Origin of the sequence: Streptococcus sp. FSL E2-3488, assembly GCF_038003585.1 — a bacterium.
GTDB classification, from domain to species: domain Bacteria; phylum Bacillota; class Bacilli; order Lactobacillales; family Streptococcaceae; genus Streptococcus; species Streptococcus thermophilus.
Genome location: NZ_JBBOPL010000001.1, coordinates 420,495 through 438,695, shown reverse-complemented (window position 1 = coordinate 438,695; position 18,201 = coordinate 420,495). Strand labels below are relative to the sequence as shown.

General features: G+C 37.7%; 17 protein-coding genes and 2 pseudogenes. 12 read left to right on the top strand and 7 right to left on the bottom strand.

Annotation, left to right across the window (positions count from 1 at the left end; translation table 11 throughout):
• Positions 1-7: 7 nt before the first annotated feature.
• The 5 genes from spxR to MHH90_RS02375 all read right to left on the bottom strand — a co-directional run bounded on the left by spxR (position 8) and on the right by MHH90_RS02375 (position 6,165).
• Positions 8-1,288, bottom strand: a complete 1,281-nt coding sequence (spxR, locus tag MHH90_RS02395; protein ID WP_014608610.1) for a CBS-HotDog domain-containing transcription factor SpxR — start codon at positions 1,286-1,288, stop codon at positions 8-10.
• Complete coding sequence (locus tag MHH90_RS02390) at positions 1,281-1,826, bottom strand: GNAT family N-acetyltransferase (protein ID WP_014608611.1); 546 nt, start codon at positions 1,824-1,826, stop codon at positions 1,281-1,283. The genes spxR and MHH90_RS02390 overlap by 8 nt, the downstream gene beginning before the upstream one ends.
• Positions 1,827-1,891: 65 nt before the next feature.
• Positions 1,892-3,154, bottom strand: coding sequence for a UDP-N-acetylglucosamine 1-carboxyvinyltransferase (locus MHH90_RS02385; RefSeq protein ID WP_014608612.1), 1,263 nt, complete (start codon positions 3,152-3,154; stop codon positions 1,892-1,894).
• A gap of 85 nt (positions 3,155-3,239) precedes the next feature.
• Positions 3,240-5,480 carry a DNA internalization-related competence protein ComEC/Rec2 gene (locus MHH90_RS02380; protein WP_340725763.1) on the bottom strand — a complete coding sequence of 747 codons (2,241 nt, stop codon included), beginning with the start codon at positions 5,478-5,480 and terminating at the stop codon, positions 3,240-3,242.
• Positions 5,470-6,165, bottom strand: a complete 696-nt coding sequence (locus MHH90_RS02375) for a helix-hairpin-helix domain-containing protein (protein ID WP_014621862.1) — start codon at positions 6,163-6,165, stop codon at positions 5,470-5,472. Before MHH90_RS02375 ends, MHH90_RS02380 begins: the two co-directional genes overlap by 11 nt.
• A gap of 369 nt (positions 6,166-6,534) precedes the next feature.
• Between MHH90_RS02375 and MHH90_RS02370 the strand changes: the two genes are divergently transcribed.
• The 8 genes from MHH90_RS02370 (at position 6,535) to MHH90_RS02335 (ending at position 12,345) form a co-directional block, all read left to right on the top strand.
• Positions 6,535-7,407, top strand: a complete 873-nt coding sequence (locus MHH90_RS02370) for an Rgg/GadR/MutR family transcriptional regulator (protein ID WP_014621863.1) — start codon at positions 6,535-6,537, stop codon at positions 7,405-7,407.
• 285 nt (positions 7,408-7,692) lie between these two features.
• Complete coding sequence (locus MHH90_RS02365; RefSeq protein WP_231838380.1) at positions 7,693-8,826, top strand: radical SAM protein; 1,134 nt, start codon at positions 7,693-7,695, stop codon at positions 8,824-8,826.
• Positions 8,816-9,331 carry a radical SAM protein gene (locus MHH90_RS02360; RefSeq protein WP_340725761.1) on the top strand — a complete coding sequence of 172 codons (516 nt, stop codon included), beginning with the start codon at positions 8,816-8,818 and terminating at the stop codon, positions 9,329-9,331. Before MHH90_RS02365 ends, MHH90_RS02360 begins: the two co-directional genes overlap by 11 nt.
• Before the next feature lie 51 nt (positions 9,332-9,382).
• Positions 9,383-9,901 carry an SPASM domain-containing protein gene (locus MHH90_RS02355; RefSeq protein WP_340725759.1) on the top strand — a complete coding sequence of 173 codons (519 nt, stop codon included), beginning with the start codon at positions 9,383-9,385 and terminating at the stop codon, positions 9,899-9,901.
• Positions 9,888-10,151, top strand: a complete 264-nt coding sequence (locus tag MHH90_RS02350; protein WP_014621867.1) for a hypothetical protein — start codon at positions 9,888-9,890, stop codon at positions 10,149-10,151. Before MHH90_RS02355 ends, MHH90_RS02350 begins: the two co-directional genes overlap by 14 nt.
• Complete coding sequence (locus tag MHH90_RS02345) at positions 10,144-11,037, top strand: ABC transporter ATP-binding protein (RefSeq protein WP_340725758.1); 894 nt, start codon at positions 10,144-10,146, stop codon at positions 11,035-11,037. Before MHH90_RS02350 ends, MHH90_RS02345 begins: the two co-directional genes overlap by 8 nt.
• Positions 11,034-11,774 (top strand): hypothetical protein, encoded by a 741-nt coding sequence (locus tag MHH90_RS02340; protein WP_014621869.1) that lies wholly within the window; start codon positions 11,034-11,036, stop codon positions 11,772-11,774. The genes MHH90_RS02345 and MHH90_RS02340 overlap by 4 nt, the downstream gene beginning before the upstream one ends.
• Entirely contained in the window at positions 11,767-12,345 is a 579-nt protein-coding gene (locus tag MHH90_RS02335) for a hypothetical protein (RefSeq protein ID WP_014621870.1), read from the top strand. Before MHH90_RS02340 ends, MHH90_RS02335 begins: the two co-directional genes overlap by 8 nt.
• Positions 12,346-12,392: 47 nt before the next feature.
• Here MHH90_RS02335 and MHH90_RS02330 read toward each other — a convergent pair.
• Positions 12,393-13,642, bottom strand: a pseudogene (locus tag MHH90_RS02330) (ISL3 family transposase).
• Between the two features lie 849 nt (positions 13,643-14,491).
• Between MHH90_RS02330 and MHH90_RS02325 the strand changes: the two are divergent.
• Positions 14,492-15,178: a hypothetical protein gene (locus MHH90_RS02325; RefSeq protein WP_176243228.1), complete on the top strand. Its 687-nt coding sequence runs from the start codon at positions 14,492-14,494 to the stop codon at positions 15,176-15,178.
• On the opposite strand, the gene MHH90_RS02320 is transcribed toward MHH90_RS02325, so the two are convergent.
• On the bottom strand, positions 15,116-15,871 hold the full coding sequence (locus tag MHH90_RS02320; RefSeq protein WP_232971255.1) for a lysophospholipid acyltransferase family protein: 756 nt from the start codon (positions 15,869-15,871) through the stop codon (positions 15,116-15,118). The genes MHH90_RS02325 and MHH90_RS02320 overlap by 63 nt on opposite strands.
• Positions 15,872-15,964: 93 nt before the next feature.
• On the opposite strand from MHH90_RS02320, the pseudogene MHH90_RS02315 reads away from it, so the two are divergent.
• The 3 genes and pseudogenes from MHH90_RS02315 (at position 15,965) to MHH90_RS02305 (ending at position 17,949) form a co-directional block, all read left to right on the top strand.
• Positions 15,965-16,862, top strand: a pseudogene (locus MHH90_RS02315) (polysaccharide deacetylase family protein).
• Positions 16,863-16,911: 49 nt separating this feature from the next.
• Positions 16,912-17,676, top strand: a complete 765-nt coding sequence (locus MHH90_RS02310) for a tRNA1(Val) (adenine(37)-N6)-methyltransferase (RefSeq protein ID WP_011681498.1) — start codon at positions 16,912-16,914, stop codon at positions 17,674-17,676.
• A 3-nt stretch (positions 17,677-17,679) separates the two neighbouring features.
• Positions 17,680-17,949 carry a GIY-YIG nuclease family protein gene (locus MHH90_RS02305; protein ID WP_011226404.1) on the top strand — a complete coding sequence of 90 codons (270 nt, stop codon included), beginning with the start codon at positions 17,680-17,682 and terminating at the stop codon, positions 17,947-17,949.
• Positions 17,950-18,201 lie beyond the last annotated feature (252 nt).

Here is an 18,201-nt window from a genome sequence, read left to right as displayed (position 1 = left end):
TGGCTTATTAAGTTTTCTTGACCACTACTACTGACTTACAAACCGCATGATTGCCATGAGTAACCATAAGGTCTAAATGAGCTCTGCGTCTGGTTTCCGCAATGATACTGGGTGTAATCTTCACCTTATCATCAATTTGAGCCGCCTGCAGAAAGTAAAACATCATCTCTTCAAACACCAGACTATTTTGTTCTTGTTTCTCCATCGTTCGGTAAACAACCTCTTTAACCATTTCTACAAGAACACCCTGTGTAAGGTTCCCAGAATTATCAATCATGGTCGGTTCTACCTCAAAACTAAAGGCATTCTTTTCACGATTAAGGTTAGCTATCATTTGATCGCTAAATGTATGGAGATCACCACGGTTATTATCTTGAAGTTCCTCTAAAACCTGACGACGAGTGATAGTCCCTAAATAATGTTTTTCGTCATCCACAACAGGAATCATGTCATAGTCTTCAAAAATCATCTTTTGTGCCACAGACGCAAGGCTAGCCTCCAAACGAGTTACTGTCGGTTTTGTCATAATAGCCTTAGCCATAGTGGTAGGAAGCTGATTAGCCACATCACGCATGGTCACAATCCCAATAACCCTATCATCCTCAGACACAATAGGAAAACGAACAAGGTTAGTCCGTTTAACCAAATTTTGAAAATCTTTGACTGTCATTTCTGGAGTCATATAGTTGTATTCTTCTCGTCTAGTATAGACTTGAGCAACTGTTTTAATTTCTGTTTTAATACGAACATTCGAAAGTGCCTGATTAATCATAGTCGCCACAGTAAATGTGTCGTAAGTAGTGACCATGACTGGAAACTGCTTCAAACGAGAAAGCTCTTTAACCCTATCAGAAACCCGAAAGCCTCCAGTTACCAGAATAGCATTATTGTATTCTAAGGCTAATAACTGGATATCTTCCCTGTCTCCAACAATGAGAAGGTCGCCTTTTGTTAGATAACGGGTGATATTCTCAATAGTCATGGCCCCAATGTAGAACTTACTGAAGACACGTTCTAAACCTTCATGACCCGAAATCACCTCAGACTCTGTAATCTCTGCAATCTCCGCAAAGGTCAGTTTGTCAAGCCGTACTTGAACTTTCTTTTCAATTCGAACTGTTCCACTTCGAGGACGCGTTTCAACTAGCCCTCGATTTTCAGCTTCTTTAATGGCTCGATAAGCAGTTCCATCAGAAACCTGCAAGTGGTTAGAAATACTACGCACACTAACTCGTTTACCGATGGGCAAAGCCTCTAGATAATCCATAATTTCTTGATGTTTACTCACAGTTCTTCTCCTTCTCAAAGCGGAGATAATCTCGCATGGTACGGGTGTATCGGTCTGCTCCTTTGAAACGAGACACCAGTTTAAAGCCAGACTTTTCTGCCACACGAATCGATGCCTTATTTTCCAAATGAGCAATAAGGATAATGCGTTCCATTCCCATAGCTGTCAATGCCAAATCTGACAAACAAGTAACTGTCTCAGTCATTATACCTCTACCCCAGTATAAAGCATTCAAAAAATAACCGAGCTCTGCAGTCCTTTTCTGGACATCTATCTTTTCAAAGCGAACAATCCCAATCAACTTATTAGACTCTCGATCTACAATTGCCCAAACACCCAAAGGCTCCTTCATGAAATAATGTACCAAGAGGCAATCTGTTTCATACTGAGTTTGCGTAGCAGGAAAGAAAAATTGTAAATTCTCTGGATTTGACACAATCTCATGTAAGTCAAAACGATCTAAAAAGACGAGTGGTCTAAAAGAAAGGCGCTCCGACTCAAAGAAGGCAAAAGCACCCAGACTAGTCCAAATATCCATGATAGTATTATAACACAGTTTTAGAAATGGAAAAAGGCTCAACCACTAGCGGTTAAACCTTAGACTTAATCTTCAATCAAACGAATATCCGCACCAAGATCAGAAAGTTTCTCAATGATATTTGAATACCCCCGAAGGATAAATTCAATGTTTGTTATTTCAGTCTGACCATCTGCCATAAGTCCTGCAGTAACGAGTGCAGCACCCGCACGCAAATCACTAGCTTTCACAGGTGCACCAGAAAGTTGCGTTGGACCATTATAAACAATCTGACCACCAAGTACTTGAATATCAGCACCCATACGAGCCAGTTCAGGAACGTGATTTACACGCTTCTCATAGATCGTATCAATGATTTTTCCTCGGCCACTTGCTTTCAACAACAATGGTGTCATTGGTTGTTGTAAATCCGTCGCAAAACCTGGATAAGGTGATGTCTTAATGTCAACAGGTTTTAAATCACCCTGTTCTTCCACAAAGATTGCATCCTCTTCAACGGTCATGCGAACACCCATTGCTTCAAGCTTACAAATAAAACTTTCAAGGTGTTCATAGAGAACATTTTTAATTTTAATTCCCTTACCGATAGCTGCCGCCATGGCAATGTATGAGCCTGCTTCAATACGGTCTGGAATAACTTGATGGCGAGTACCATGTAGGCTCTCTACACCCTCAATCGTGATGACTTCTGTACCAGCGCCACGTACACGCGCACCCATATTGTTGAGAAGCGTTGCCACATCAATAATCTCAGGTTCACGAGCCGCATTTTCAATAACAGTACGACCGTCAGCCTTAGCCGCTGCCAACATGGTATTGATAGTCGCCCCCACACTAACCGTATCCATATAGATGTGAGCACCCTTGATACGTTGGCCGGCATCCGTAGCAATACGCATAGCTTCATCTTCATAGAAAATGCTAGCACCCATAGCTTCAAAGGCCTTAAGGTGAAGGTCAATAGGACGCGGTCCTAAATCACATCCACCAGGCAAACCTACTATAGCTTGACCATAACGCCCAAGCAAACTACCATAGAAATAATATGAAGCACGAAGGCTGTTAATCTTACTAAATGGCATTGGCATATCTTTAACGCCTCGAGGGTCGATTTCAAGTGTTTCGCCATCACGCTTAACAGAACCACCCATTACTTCAATAATCTCAATTAGATTATCGACGTCGCTGATTGCTGGTACCCCGTCAAGAGTAACCACTCCATCAGATAAAATGATGGCTGGAATCAATGCAACAACTGAATTTTTAGCTCCTGATACTGTAACTTCTCCTTGAAGTTTCTTACCACCATTGATGATAATTTTACGCATACTGCTCAATCTTTCTTATACTTGAATATTAACCTTTACATTCTACCATAGATTGAGGTGCATGACAAATTAAGAATCCAAACAATTATCGGACAGTTTCACTTGATAGTTGGAACCATCCCTTAAACCGAATGGCACCATCCTGGTCTGTGCGTAAAACCTTAATGTGACGTTCTTTGAAACGCTCTAATGTTTCATCATTTGGATGCTTATAACGATTATTTTCACCTGCTGAGACAAGAGCAAGTGATGGCTTTAGCTGATCCAAAAAAGCTTCTGATGAAGAGCCTTTAGAACCGTGATGTCCTGCTTTGAGGACCCTTACTTTTAAATTTGGATAGCTAGCCATCAATTCCTCTTCTCCTTCTTTTTCCAAATCACCAGTAAATAGAAAACTGGTTCCCAATAACTTTCCATAGAGAACAAGTGAATCATTGTTACCACCATCACCAATTTTATTGGGATAAAGAACCTGTAGGTTACTTCCCATCATAGGCAGCTTATCACCAGCCTTTAAAGTGCGAACGGGACATTTAAGAAATCGAATACGTTTGGCAAAACTAGGCTTAGTCAAAGCCCCCTCACTGACACAAATTTTCTTAATCTTAAACCGTTTAGCCACTACCTCCAAATCACCAATATGGTCTGTATCCGTATGAGTCAGAACCAGATAGTCAATTTGAGACACTCCCCTTGCCTGTAGATAGGGAATTAAGGTTTTCTCCGCATTACTCGTCTGGCTCCCCTCTTGCCATTTTTCCTTAGAGCCGAAAGTCACCTTGCCACCTACATCTATTAGGACCGTTTCACCTTTCATACTCCTTAAAAAAATACTATCTCCTTGACCAACGTCGACCACCGTTACTTCATTTATTAAAGGATGTTTGACCCAGACCATCAAAAGACTAAAAATCATCAAGAAGGATATTCTAAACTGAGGCTTTTTCCAAAAATCAAAGAGCAAAACCAATACAAATATCATTGAGACAAACTGAAACAAGCTAGGTTTTCCTAAAATCAATGTCTGGACTCCCCAAGATTGTACCCAAGTCAAAAAGAACTCCATCCATTCAAAAAGTGTGTTAAATTGAGAAAAAATTACCATTCCTGAAAGTGTAAAAAGTACTGTTAAGACAGGTAAGAGAAAGCTATCAAAAACTAGAGAGAAGATTGCCGTCAGAATCAAACTCAATGGTTGAAAAGTTCCATAATAGTAGGTCAAAAAAGGCAAAGTCCCAAGACTCAATACTAAACTCATATAAATTGACTTTTTAAAGGACGACATCTCCTCAAAATTAAATAAACACAACAAGAAGGCATAAGAACAACTTAAAACACCTCCTACCGTTAAAAGAAAATGAGGCAAGACTAGAAAAAATAGAAGTAGCGTTATGCCCATATTGTTCAGTTTTTTAATACCACACTCAGCCAAGAGGCTTTGAATCAAAGAACGTAAGACCGAAGCCGTCCAACCAGTCATTAAGCCATAGAAAATCGAAAAAGGTAATAAGATAGCAAGGATATAATTTTTGGGAAGCCCCAAACGGAGAAGTCCATAGCGAAACCAGCCAAGAAAAAATCCAACCTGCATACCCGATAGCGCAAAAAGATGAATAATCCCCAAGCTAGTGTAGAGTTGACTCTGCTCATCAAACTCCTTGTCCAAATACCCAAAGAGCAGTCCTGTCATGTAGTGTCTCATCGGATTAGGAAAATGCGTCTGAATATGAACTAGAGTCTTCCTCCTCAATTGATGAAAAAAAGCTATTGGAGATATCGATTTTGGGGTTACGACATGTTCCAGGCGCTCAATCTGAGCAATCCTATAAATGCCCTGACTAGCTAGATAAGACTGATAATCAAATCCTTGAAAATTACGTTGACCAGTTGCCGAGGACAACTTTATTTTCCCTTTTAAAACAAGCGTTTGACTAGTAGTCTTAAAAAAATGCTGCTCCCTATCAGATTTTAGCCGGTAAAAGACCTGATAGGTTTGTCCATTTGACTTCCCGATTGCTGATAATCGCTCACCATTAACTGAGAGCGTATCTGCAACCAGTGTCACCTGATGAATTTCAGCAGGAGTTTGTTTATCTTGCATGATAGCTATATGGTATAAAAATAAAAAGTAGACCAAAAAGAAACCACCTATAAGTCCCACCAACTTTAGAGCTGCTCTATTCTTCCAATGATGCCTCAAAAAACATATCATCAGAAAGACAAAAGTCCCAATAGCATAGAAATTAGATACAAAAATAGTAAAATAAAGAGCAACTATTAAAAGCGCTAGGGAAAAAAGATTGATTGGAGCTTTTTTAAGCCACATAGAGGGACTCTCTGATTTTATCTAATGTTTTATCACCAATTCCTGAGACATTTTTCAAGTCATCTACGGACTGAAAGCCGCCATGACTTTCACGATAGGCAATGATATCCTCTGTCCGCTTAGCTCCAATTCCAGAAATGGTTTGCAACTGCTCTGAGGTTGCTGTATTTAAGTTAATTTTGCCATCCTTAGATACAGCCTGCCCTCCTTTATCAGAGACCTGACCAGTACCTGTTTGATCAAGGACAGAAACATTTTCATCTTTATTGGCTACATAAATAACCTCTTCATCTGACAAGCTTGCGGCTAAGTTAACACTCTTAGCGTCTGCATCTTCTGTCATTCCTCCAGCTTCTTGAATGACATCTGTCACCCTAGCGCCTGCCTTTAGCGTATAGACACCTGGATTGACCACAGCCCCCTTAACATCTACCGTTACTTTTGACTTAACTTTTTCACTTCCTTCGGTCTTTGACTGGGAAGACGCCTCAGAAAGAGACTGTGAACTTTGTTTGGATGAAGACGTTGACAAAGCTGTCACATCTGTATAAGACGTCTCCGCCTCCATGCTGCTGCCGGCACCACAAGTCATCCATAAAAAGAAGCAAAAAATCACCATCAGTACAGCGATGACACTCACAAACAGACGATTATCTTTGACATAGGCTAGAATCTTTTCCTTCACGCTATTCTCCTTAATTGATATATTTTCTTTCTTATTCGTAAAAAACTTGAAAAATATATCAAAAAGAAAAAAACTCCATCGCTAATGACTCCTAATAGTAGAAATTATAGAGCTTTTTGAGTGTACACAAAAAGTCTCATAAGAACTCTTTTTAAATATAGGACCTAAATTACTGAATGATAATTATAAGGCGATGATAATGATAATTTCAAGTAAAATCATTAGGAATCTTTTTATAGAAATATTCATGTGAAACCTCCTTGAATAAATTAATAAAAACTTTAATTATATGATATAATCTATGTATATTTTATCACATGAAGAGGCTTTATTTTAGAACTGTCCCATATTTGCTCATGGAGGTATAGAATGTTAACAAAATTTGGGGAAATATATAAATTATTTAGAGAATCAAGAAAAATTACTCTTAGAGACATTGAGCACAGAGGGATATCACGTTCACAGCTGTCTAGGTTTGAAAAAGGAGAAACAGATTTAACAACAACAAAATTTTTTTTAGCTCTTGAACAGATAAATGTACCCATCGAGGAATTTATGTATGCTGTTAAGGATTTTAAAAGAGATTGTTTTTATCAACTAATAGATGAAGTCAAGCAGTGTTTTCTTAATAGAAATGTGCCTAAATTACATAAAATGTTGATTAAACGCATGGAAAATGATGATACTTCTATCTTTTCCACAATAGAAATTATTTTTTTAAAAATAAAATTACAAGAACTTTCTGGCGAAGAATATTTTAATGATACGGATATAAATAGAATAACTGATTACTTATTTGGTGTTAATTATTGGGGAATGTTTGAAATTTTATTATTTGGAAATATCATGTACATTTTTAATTACGAAACGTTCCTATTGTTATCTAAAGAACTGTTACATAGAACAGAATTTTATCATGATATACCTAGTTATAGGAGAGTGATTGCTAGTATAGCTCTAAATGCTTTTATTATCTGTATTGAAAGGGATTACCTAGTGGATGCAAAATACTTTGAAAAACAAATTTCTCGTTTTTATTTTGATGAATCTGAGATTTATGAGCGTTTAATTTATACATACGCACGATCTTTTTATGAATTTAAAAAAAAGCAGACAACACAATCAATCCTAAAAATGAGAAAAGTAATTGGATTTATGCGTGTAGTCGAATGTGAGAAACTTGCAGAAAGATATGAAGAACATTTAAATAAAATATTGTCTTCTTTCTCAGATGATAATTAAAAGAGCAGATTCGGGACAAAATAGAATTAGATTTATAAAGTGATATACTATACTCGTAAGCTTACAAATACAATTTGAAGTAAGGGAGGGATAGTCATGTCTAGTTTAGAGAAACGTGAACTAATGGAAACTAAACTAACAGCAATCGATTTGTCGGTAGAAAAAATTGATTGCGGAAAGATTAAGTTATACAAATCATGGTCTAAATCACATGGTCATTAATGAGCTTTATATTGATTAGCGATGATATTTGTGAAGCAAAATGAGAGAATTTTAATTTCCTGTATGATTATTGGTATTGTTAAAATTCTCTCATTTTTTATCAAATTAAGAAACTTGGTGCATTTTATGAATGAAAGAACTTGGTTGGAAGTTTTTAATCGTTTGTATTTAACAAAAGATTTATCGTTAAATGATGCAATAAAACCTATCTATGTAGGTTATAAAATTATTGAGAGATGTAATCAACGTTGTGTTCACTGCTGGGCTGGAAAAAATGATGGGGTGGTACCGTCATTAAATGACGTTATATCAGGACTTGATAAACTTAAACAACTTCAACCTCTTCATTTAACCATAACAGGTGGAGAACCTTTAATGCATGAAGATTGGTTTTCAATAGTTCAATATGCAAAAAACAATTTTCCAATTGTTGAGTTATTCACTAATGCTGTTTTATTTACAGAAGAATCTGTGAAGAGATTATCAAAAATTTTTGATGAAAATGACTATGTTCAAGTGAGTTTGGACGGTTTAGAAAAGAGTTACATGAAACAGAGAGGTGTAGATAATTTCAAGCATGTGGTGGCAAATATTCAATTACTTGTGACTTATGGCATTAATGTTCGAGTCAATATGACTATTACTCATCTAAATGTTAATGATATGTTAGGAGTATATGAGTTGTTGAGAGATATTGGAATAGCTTCGTTTTCTATCTCTCCAGTTTATCCGTTAAGAAGAGGAAAGAACTTAATTCCGTTAGTTGATTACGATGAATACCTTGTAAATTCTGAAAAGATAAAAAAATTGTATTCTAAAACTAAAGAAACAATGCATCTTGAAATAATTTATCCAATAGAAATTCAATCTAGAGAAGCTAGAAAATTGGAGAATTCGAAAGATATTTCTCGTTTCAATTTAGATTTATTACATTGGACAATAGACGCAAAGGGAGATATATTTCATTTTATGGATCATTTTCCTATAAAAGAACTCAAGATAGGGAATATATATTCTAACACTACTGACGAGTTACTATCAAAGGATTATAAGATTCAAACCTCTATTATGTATCATAGTTCGGTGGGAACAAAATGTTCACAGTGTACCTTGAATGATTATTGTACGGGGTTTGGATATCTTAATTCCTACCCTGAGATTGCTTCAGATTTTAGGAGGTGTAGCTTTGAAATCTGAAAATTTGATCGAAACATGTAAAAAAATAGAGTCAAGTTTTGACTTGCCATTTTATATCTATTCAAAGATAAGTTCTAAAAGCAATGAAAAAGTAATTGCGCCTTTGAAGATTGGTCTGAAAATAACTAATGAATGTCATTTTAGATGTCCTTATTGTTTTGTAAGTAAGAATTCGGAATATTTGAGATATCAGGATTTGAAAACTGTTTTGTCCAAATTACCTCAATATCCATACGAAGTTTATTTGACTGGGGGAGAAGCAACTCTTCATCCGAAATTTGATAAAATTGTTGATTATATAGATAGTCTAGGTATTTTGATTAAATTACATACGACGGGTGTAGTTCCCCTTAATACAGAAAAATATATATTAAATAATATTGAAAAATTTTCATCGATTCAAATTAGTTTAGACTCAATAAAGAATTTTAATAAATTGAGACCAAATCTAATTGATGAAGATCCTTTGACTCAAATTGTTAATTTTTGTAAAAGATTACAATAAAAGAAATTTGAAAATATCATAGTTAATATTGTAATAAGCTCTTTAAATGTAATGGAGCTTCCAGAAATTTTTGATTTTTGTTTATCTAATAAGTTGAAATATATTCAGTTATCATCAATATTTACTACGAGTAAACGATTGTTAACTAATGATCTTGATTACTTGCTTTATTATGAGGAATTATTAACTACTTATCAAAAACAAGGAATAATTTTTAGAACAGCTCCTTTTTGTCATCCATGGTCTTTGGCTATTCAAAAAGGTTACGATTACCGATCCCCTTTATATTGTCCAGCACAAAAAACAGAGTTTGAGATAGATATGCATGGCGATGTTTATCCTTGCCCGTTTTTGCACGATGAAAAACATAAAATGGGGAATTTACTGAATAATGACTTTGATGAAGTATGGTATTCTGGAGTAGAAGAACTAAACCATACAAATTGGAGCAAAAATACTAAATGTAAGTCCTGTTCACTATATAAATTTTGTGGTGGAGGTTGTTATGCTCTGGCGAGTGTGTCTAATAAGGATTATGATATGAGGTGTAGTTTACATGCATATAAATAATAAAGTGTGGTTTATTCGTTTTGAGCCTAATTTTCAAGGAGATAAAAAGACAATATTATATAATAAGTCTAGTGGCGAACTATATGAAGTATCTGAAATATATTTTCATTTTTTAGAAAGTATAAGAAATAAGAAAAGTTGTCAAGATGCTCTAAAGCAACGATATAATACTGAAAATATAGATATTGAAAAAATAATTCAACAAATTAAAGAGAATCTTCTAAATCTAGGGGTTATCTTAAATGACTAACATAACATTTTCACAAGTTCAAAAGAGTTTTCACAAGAAGTTGTTGTTAGACATTCCTGATTTTCAAGCGGATTCAGGTGAAATCTTCTCCATCGTTGGTAGCAATGGTGCCGGGAAATCGACTTTTATCAAGCTCTTGGCAGGGATTTTTTTGCAGGATAAGGGCGAGGTTCGTGTCTATGGCGTTTCTAATCGCTCCAAGAAAATCCACTCGCTGGTCAAGTTTGTCTTGGAGAGCGGGCAGGGGTTGTACAGTTATTTGACAGCTATGGAGAATCTCCAATATTTTCTAGGCTTGAATGGGATTGCCTTGTCTCATATCAAGGCAGAGGTGGATGTCTTGTGTGACCAGCTGGCTTTTACCCCTTATAAGGACACGCTGGTTTCAGAACTGTCCCAGGGCAACCGTCAAAAATTGACCTTAATCTTAGCCTTGGTGCAAAAACCGAAAGTACTCTGTTTGGATGAGCCGACCAATGGGCTAGATTTGCTGGCAAAAAAACAGCTGATGACTCTTTTGCAGGATTATGCTCGTTACCATCAAGCCAGTATTTTTATCACCAGTCATGACGCTAGTTTTATCGAGAAGGTCAGCACTCGGGTGGTGGTAATTCAGGAGGGACGGCTTTATCGAGAAGGAACCTTTGAGGAGATTTTTGGTAATGTCCACCAGCATGAAGTCTATCACTTGCTGTTAGATAAGAGTTCAGAAAGTGTACTGAGACAAAGATTCTCTGAGCTGGACTACAAGGTGCTTGATGGTGGGATTTCGGTAGAGATCAGAATTCCAGACCTTTATCGGCTATTGCTGGAAGAAACGGAAGTCTTACAGTTTACCCGAGAACCTGCCTCTTTGGAAGATTTGCTGTATGAGGTGCTCAAATGATGCTATCAGCGATTGGGAGAGAGTTTAGTCGTCAACTCAGCGAATACAAACAGTTCAAAGTCAATCTTCTCTTTGCTAACATGGGAATTTTCTTTCTAGTTACGGGTTTTCTGACCTATTTTGACAGTCAGAAAGATACTTTTGAGCTGTTTATCTTGCTTTTTACTTGGTATTTTTCTAGCCACAGTATCACTCATCCGACCTATTTTATCGAGGATGAGATTGCAGACCGCACCATTATCAACGTGATTCAGAGTCGGAGGAGCATCTTTGTCATGCTTTTTATCAAAATTATCGTACAGATTTTGTTGGACTTGGTCAAGGCCATTCCTTTGTTTTGCTTGGTTGCCTTGGTTCAGCAGATTGCCTTTCCTACTGACTGGGTCGATACATTTGTTACCTTTCTTCTGTCCTTTGTGGTTATTGCGTCCCTTTATGGTCTAGGCTTTCTCTTTGCCAGTTTTTCCTTTGTCTTTACAAAAATTTCCAGTATTACTAGCCTCCTTGCTTACGGGATTCTCTTTTTGGTTGGTTTTCAGGAACAATCGAGTCATTTGATTGCTACTTTAACTCGTTTCTTGCCTTTCCATCTCTTGGTGAGTTTTATCCGTCAGCCAAGTTGGTTCGTTCTTTTATTATTACTGGGATACGGTTTGATTTACTGGCTCTTGGGTTACTTGTGCTTTCAAACTTGTTTGACCTATGCCAAAAAGAAGGGAAGTTTGTTCCATGTATAATGAAGTGAAGCGATTTTATCTCTTTCGCAGGAGACGCTGGGCGGATACCCTGTTTGACACCCTCTACCACGTCATTTTCATTCTTGGTTTTTATAGCCTTTTGAGAGGAAATTCTGACTTTCAGTTGTCCTATTTCTATTATTATTTCATCTTGACTCATGTGGTTTCCTTGGGAAATGAAGAGTTGGAGTACGAGATTCGGTCTGGGCAATCTTTTGGTACCCAGTATGCTTTGCAATCAGTGTATAGAATTTACCTGCAACGAGCAGTGGTTTACTTTGTTTGGTTGTCTTTGATCTTCTGGATTGCTCTGCTTTTGATTCATCAGGGTTTACCAACTCACTTTTCTTTGAAGGTCATCAGTTTCCAAGGACTGTTCGTGGTACTGATTGGTTTCCTGATTTTCCTCGGCTATTATCTTGTCATGATTCGACTGACTATCCGCTTCCAACGAATTTCAGTCTTGGTAGATTTTCTAAACACCGTACTCTTATTCTACTCAGGACTCGTCTTTCCAGTGGTGAGTTTTGGGAACTTGAAGAAATTATTTGATGGGATTATAAGAAATTAAGGATTCTGGCTCTTTGTCAACTGTAGTGGGTGACGAAAAGCTAACATCTAGAGAGGACCGGATAGGTCCTCTTTTTATGTATGTTCAGTGTGATGAAGACACGTTTCTTAAAGTTGATGAAGTTTCTAAAACCGAAGCCCAAGCGTTTAATGTCTTTAATTAACTTATTAGTCGCTTCAAGTTTTGCGTTTGAATAGTCTGTTTCTAGTGCATTTTGGATGTATTGCTTGTGTCTAAGAAAAGTCCTAAAGACCGTTTGAAAATAGTGATTGACCTTGCTTCTATTTTCCTCTATCAGGTCAAAGAACTCACCTACTCTCTTCTCCTGAAAGTGAAAAAGCAAAAGCTGATAAAGTGTATAGTAGTCAGTAAGCTCTTTTGAAAAGACTAGTGTCTTCTTAACAACTTCATGTGGTGCTAAAGTTTGGCGGAAAGTCTTTGAATAGAAAGAGTTGAGAGATAACTTACAGCTGTCCTTTTGGAAGAGTCGCCAGTGATTTTTCAAGGCTCGATAGGGTAGTGACTTCTTATCGAACTGGTTCATAATTGCAATTCTAGTCTTTAAAAAGGCACGTCCAAGGTGCTGGATGATGTGGAAACGATCAAGAACGATTTTTGCGTTTGGAAAGAGCTTGCGAGCCAGTGGAATATAAGCTCCAGACATATCCATCGTGATAAACTGTACCTGTTGCCGGACTTTCAATGGATACTTCAAAAAGTAGTTTCGTATAGTAGTTTGGCGGCGATTATCAAGGATGGTTATGAGTTGGTTTGTCTCATAATTCTGCGCCACAAAAGCCAATTCCCCTTTCTTGAACCCAAACTCATCCCAGGACATAACAGCAGGGAGTTTGTCATAATGTTCCTTGAAAGTGAACTGATCAAGCTTACGATAGACAGTGGACGTCGACACGCGAAGTCTTCTTGCAATATCAGTTAGTGACACCTTCTCAGTTAGAAGCTGTGTAACTTTTTGTCGGACTAGATTGGAGATTTGGCAGTTTTTCTCAACGATAGATGTCTCAGCTACCGTGACTCTTCTACAACTTTTACACTGGAAACGACGTTTTTTCAGACGTAGTAGAGTTGGCGTTCCCGCTTGCTCGAGAAGAGGGATTTTAGAAGGCTTTTGAAAGTCGTACTTGATCATCTTTCCATGGCAGTGAGGACATGATGGTGCAGGGTAATCGAGTTTTGCTTGAATCTCGATATGAGTATCAGTTTCAAAAACAAGTGAAATCTTGATATTTTGGTCTTTAATTCCGATTAATTCTGTGGTATTCTTAATAGGTCTCATAAGTTCTTCCTAATGGTAGTTTTGTCACTTTTCATTATAGTTCTTATGGGACTTTTAGTGTACACTCAAAAAGCTCTATAATCTCTACAGTAGTTTTACCCACTACAGAAATTATAGAGCCAGGATTCTTTTTCAATGCAGAGTCCTTTTTTATATTGAAATCTTCTTTCAATTCCTAACCTCTGAGACGGTGAAGGTGACATACTCCCCTTATAGTTGATAGCATTTACGAAATTTGGTTAAAAAAAATATAAAAAAAGTGAAATAAAGTGTCCTCTGAGCTTCGAATACAAGATCTATTATGATATACTTATATCAAGGTTAAGGAACGAGGTTTCTCCCCTCGCCTTGACCTAACCATTGTTGTTGTAAGGTTAGACGAGATTTCTCCTCTCGCATCTAACATAATCTATTAAGTTCTATTAAGTTCTATTAAGTTCTATTAGTTATGAATCAGGGACCTTCCTAAAAGCATAACTATCCTTTCTGTTTTTAGTGTTATGAGGTTTCTCCCCTCGCTATTAAACTAAAAATAGTCATTGTTTTTCTTCTCCAGAGAAATTTCTCTTGGGAAGAGAGGTAGTCCATTGAGGGCTACCTCTTTTTTGTTGTCAAAGAACCACATTTAGACAAGAAAAACCATCGTAACAACAGGAAGTCCCAATAGTCACAACAATATTTTCTAAAAACAAAAACAGTGGTTAGGACTGCTCCCAAACACTATTACTATATAGCTTATTGACGGGGTTATTTCAAGGCTAGGAAACCAGAATAAGAGTATTATTATCACAAAAGTCAACCTATGTCACTAGGTTGCGGCAGCTATATAAAATAGCCTATCATGGCTTCATGGAAGAATTTAAAGATTATGAAAATACACAAGGGCTCGAAGAGCTAGAAGGTTGGCGGTATTTTCCGATTAGAGCAGCAAATAGGATAAAGTCCTTTTGGGAGAGCAACAGGGTTCTCTCTTACTTGAGGCGACATCGGTTAAAACGAACGATGATTATTAGCTATGCATTACTGGGGACTATGGTATGGACAGCTACAACTGCATATTTCTCTCCAACTCGAGTTACTTATTTAGAGTCACAACTTCAGGCAACACAATCATTTGGTAATGGTCTTGGAAGCATCACAGCAACCTCTATGACTTACTCTTCTTCAAATGGGTTGGTCGTTATGGAGTTAACAACAACAGATGCTACTAGTGCTATTAAAAAAGGGATTAATACTGAAAATCTTGATTGGCAGGTTTTCTTGCCAAGTAGTGTTAAGAATCCTGAAGCAGTGACCTTAGAAGTCATTCCGTTAACCGGAGATAAGGTGTATCTGGTCATGCGTAATGTGCCTTCAGATTATACACTCATGGTTATCCGTGCAACAAATAAGACACCAAACTCAAACAGTCTTAAGATTGATGTCCAAGAATACAATGACTACTTAAGATTTATGTCTGACAGAGTTATTAGCCTATTTCTGAGTTTCTTTGGCACGGTGTTTTTCAGGATTCCAAACAAAGCTAGCTACATATGAGAAAGCCATGGTCAAAAGTACCGCAATGATAGCCACAATACCGAGAGGTACTCGATAAATATAAGTCAAAGGATTGGGTTTCTTGCCTGTTTGATAGCTCAAAACTTCCTCATCAAGGCGATCAAATTCAGACTGGATACGACGAGCAACCTCTTGGATATTTTCGTCATTCAAACGCTTTAAATCTGAAATATCAATAGGATTACCATAGTTCATATCCACACGTTCACCTGTCAAGAGCCCCTTAAGTTCACGAGGTCCTTGATAGACAACCGGCATAATCTTAACCTTAGCCATCTTAGCGATAACTGCAACTCCTCCCTTAACATCAGATGAATGGCGGCTACCACTTGGGAACATAATCAAACTACGGTTACTCTTCTTAAGCATGTTAACAGGGTACTTGATAGCTTCTTGACCAGGATTTTCACGGTCAATTGGGAAGGCTCCGCACATACGGATCCACCAACCAAAGATACGACTCTTGAAGAGTTCTTTCTTAGCCATGAAAATAAACTGCTTAGGACGAGCTGAAAATGCCATATAAACAGGGTCCCACCAAGTTCGGTGCGGAGCAACCAAGATATAGTTTTCGTCCTTGTTCAATAATTTATCGCGATTGTGGTAATGGGCATTCCCATTGATAATCCATAGAAGGAAGACAACAAGCCCACGTAAATAAGCGTAAAACACGTTTTTACCTCTTTTTCTACAAGTTTTTTCTTATTATACCAAAAAAAGGAGCGCTAGTTTCATCGAATTTCTTTGTAAACTATTGAAAATGGTGTGGCACTTTCTAATGGTTTGAGCTATAATGTAACTATGAAAAAAAAGTCTTGAGATTATAGGGAAAAATAGAAAGGCACTTAATCTTTGCCTTATTATTGCAAACTTGGCTGTTCTGGCTATCCTAGGCTTTTTCCTATTCCAACGCCATAACACGAAATATAAACAAGTAACCAAGGCTGAAAAGACTGAACAAGTCGCTAATAGCACAAGCTCATCTTCAGAAAAAGCTAAGGAAGATGATGAAACACAACTCAAGAAAGGTAGTAACCACAGCATTGAGGAGTCTGACTACGCCTATGATGTCACTGCCTTTAATAACACTATCCGAGGGAAATCAGATGATGTTAAGGTAAGGTAGTCTTTTTAACCTTTGATGATGGGATTGATCCCACTTTGACACCACAAGTCATGAATATTCTGAAAGAGTATGGCGTTCACGCAACCTTCTTCCACATTGGCTATACCATCACATCTGAAAATGGGGACATCCTCAAACGCCAAATTACTGAAGGACATGCCATTGCCAACCACAGTCTTAGCCATAATTTCAATCTGCTCTATCCAGGACGTATTCCAAATCAAAGTCAAATTATTTCTGAGGTTGACCAAACCAATGCCAATTTCCAAGCCATCTTAGGTAAGGATTTCAAAACAAGATGTCCAGTGGATTGACTGGAACACGCTCTGTGTAGATGCAGAACCACTCTCTGTTCGTCCAACCACATCTGAAAGCATGATGGCTTATATGGACGATTCACAGAAATATTTCCCTGAAACTACTGTTAAAGTTGTACTAATGCACGATACAGCTGGTAAGGAGCTGACTGTTCAGACCCTTCCACAAATTATCGAATATTTCAAAAATCAAGGATATACCTTCGGTGTCCTAGAGTAATCACTCGCAACAGTTCCTTTGGGAGCTGTTTTTTGCTACAATAAAAGTTATGACAAATCCAATTTTAAAAAACGGAGAACGCATTGACCAACTCTTCTCCACAGATGTAAAAATCATTCAAAACAAGGAAGTCTTCAGCTATTCTATCGATAGTGTCCTTCTCTCGCGATTCCCAAAAATTCCAAAGAAGGGGTTAATCGTCGACCTCTGTTCCGGAAATGGTGCCGTTGGCCTCTTTGCCAGCACACGCACTGAGGCACCGATTACCTTGGTTGAGTTGCAAGAACGCCTGGCTGATATGGCCAAGCGTTCCGTAACTCTTAATCAATTAGAAGATCAGGTGACTGTTGTCAATGACGACCTAAAAAATTTGCTTGACCATGCCCCACGATCTCAGGTGGACCTTATCCTCTGTAACCCTCCCTACTTTAAGGCGACAGAAACGTCTAAGAAAAATCTGTCAGAGCATTACCTCTTGGCCCGCCACGAAATCACGACGAATTTAGAAGAAATTTGCCAGGTCGCTCGTCATGCCCTAAAATCTAATGGACGTATTGCCATGGTGCATCGCCCTGACCGCTTTTTGGATATCATCGACACCATGCGCCAGTACAATCTAGCACCTAAACGCATCCAGTTTATCTATCCTAAGATGGGACGTGAGGCAAATATGCTCCTGATTGAAGCCATTAAAGACGGCTCGACAGATGGCTTGAAAATTCTTCCACCTCTCTTCGTTCACAAGGAAAATGGTGACTATACCGATGAAATCTTTGAGATTTACTTTGGAAAAAAGACTGAGGGTGAGTCCTAATCGATGACAGAAAAGGATAGCAAGGCCTACATGTATGTGGTTGAGTGTGCCGATGGCACCCTCTATACAGGCTATACTACAGACGTCGAACGCCGCCTCAAAACCCACAACGCAGGCAAAGGCGCCAAGTATACCAGAGCTCGCCTACCAGTTAAACTCCTCTACTCAGAAGCTTTCGCCAGCAAACCAGAGGCCATGAGCGCCGAAGCACTCTTTAAGAAAAAAAGCCGAGAGAAAAAATTGGCCTATATCAAAGAACACACGGAAAAATAACCGTGTGTTTTTTGGTCTTGAATTATCAAATTAAGTGCATACTTTCCTCTTATAAGACTTCATAAGATGTTTTCCAGTTATGACATTTTCGCACCTTATTATTAAGTTTGTTCTCTCACAGCTGAATGATCTGATTATCAACCAATGTTAGATCACTTCCATTTGGAATATTGCTCTCATAGTAGTACAACTCACGCGCGTGAGTAATTCTACATGATCTAAAAAGTTTTAAAATCAGTAGTATTACTCCAA

Excerpts from the sequence above, each read along its gene's own strand:
- MHH90_RS02385 (WP_014608612.1), bottom strand. The coding sequence starts at position 3,154 with ATGCGTAAAATTATCATCAATGGTGGTAAGAAACTTCAAGGAGAAGTT.
- MHH90_RS02355 (WP_340725759.1), top strand. The coding sequence starts at position 9,383 with ATGGAGCTTCCAGAAATTTTTGATTTTTGTTTATCTAATAAGTTGAAA.
- MHH90_RS02350 (WP_014621867.1), top strand. The coding sequence starts at position 9,888 with ATGCATATAAATAATAAAGTGTGGTTTATTCGTTTTGAGCCTAATTTT.
- MHH90_RS02345 (WP_340725758.1), top strand. The coding sequence starts at position 10,144 with ATGACTAACATAACATTTTCACAAGTTCAAAAGAGTTTTCACAAGAAG.
- MHH90_RS02370 (WP_014621863.1), top strand. The coding sequence starts at position 6,535 with ATGTTAACAAAATTTGGGGAAATATATAAATTATTTAGAGAATCAAGA.
- MHH90_RS02390 (WP_014608611.1), bottom strand. The coding sequence starts at position 1,826 with ATGGATATTTGGACTAGTCTGGGTGCTTTTGCCTTCTTTGAGTCGGAG.
- MHH90_RS02380 (WP_340725763.1), bottom strand. The coding sequence starts at position 5,480 with ATGTGGCTTAAAAAAGCTCCAATCAATCTTTTTTCCCTAGCGCTTTTA.
- MHH90_RS02325 (WP_176243228.1), top strand. The coding sequence starts at position 14,492 with ATGGAAGAATTTAAAGATTATGAAAATACACAAGGGCTCGAAGAGCTA.
- MHH90_RS02310 (WP_011681498.1), top strand. The coding sequence starts at position 16,912 with ATGACAAATCCAATTTTAAAAAACGGAGAACGCATTGACCAACTCTTC.
- MHH90_RS02305 (WP_011226404.1), top strand. The coding sequence starts at position 17,680 with ATGACAGAAAAGGATAGCAAGGCCTACATGTATGTGGTTGAGTGTGCC.
- MHH90_RS02335 (WP_014621870.1), top strand. The coding sequence starts at position 11,767 with ATGTATAATGAAGTGAAGCGATTTTATCTCTTTCGCAGGAGACGCTGG.
- MHH90_RS02340 (WP_014621869.1), top strand. The coding sequence starts at position 11,034 with ATGATGCTATCAGCGATTGGGAGAGAGTTTAGTCGTCAACTCAGCGAA.
- MHH90_RS02365 (WP_231838380.1), top strand. The coding sequence starts at position 7,693 with ATGATTATTGGTATTGTTAAAATTCTCTCATTTTTTATCAAATTAAGA.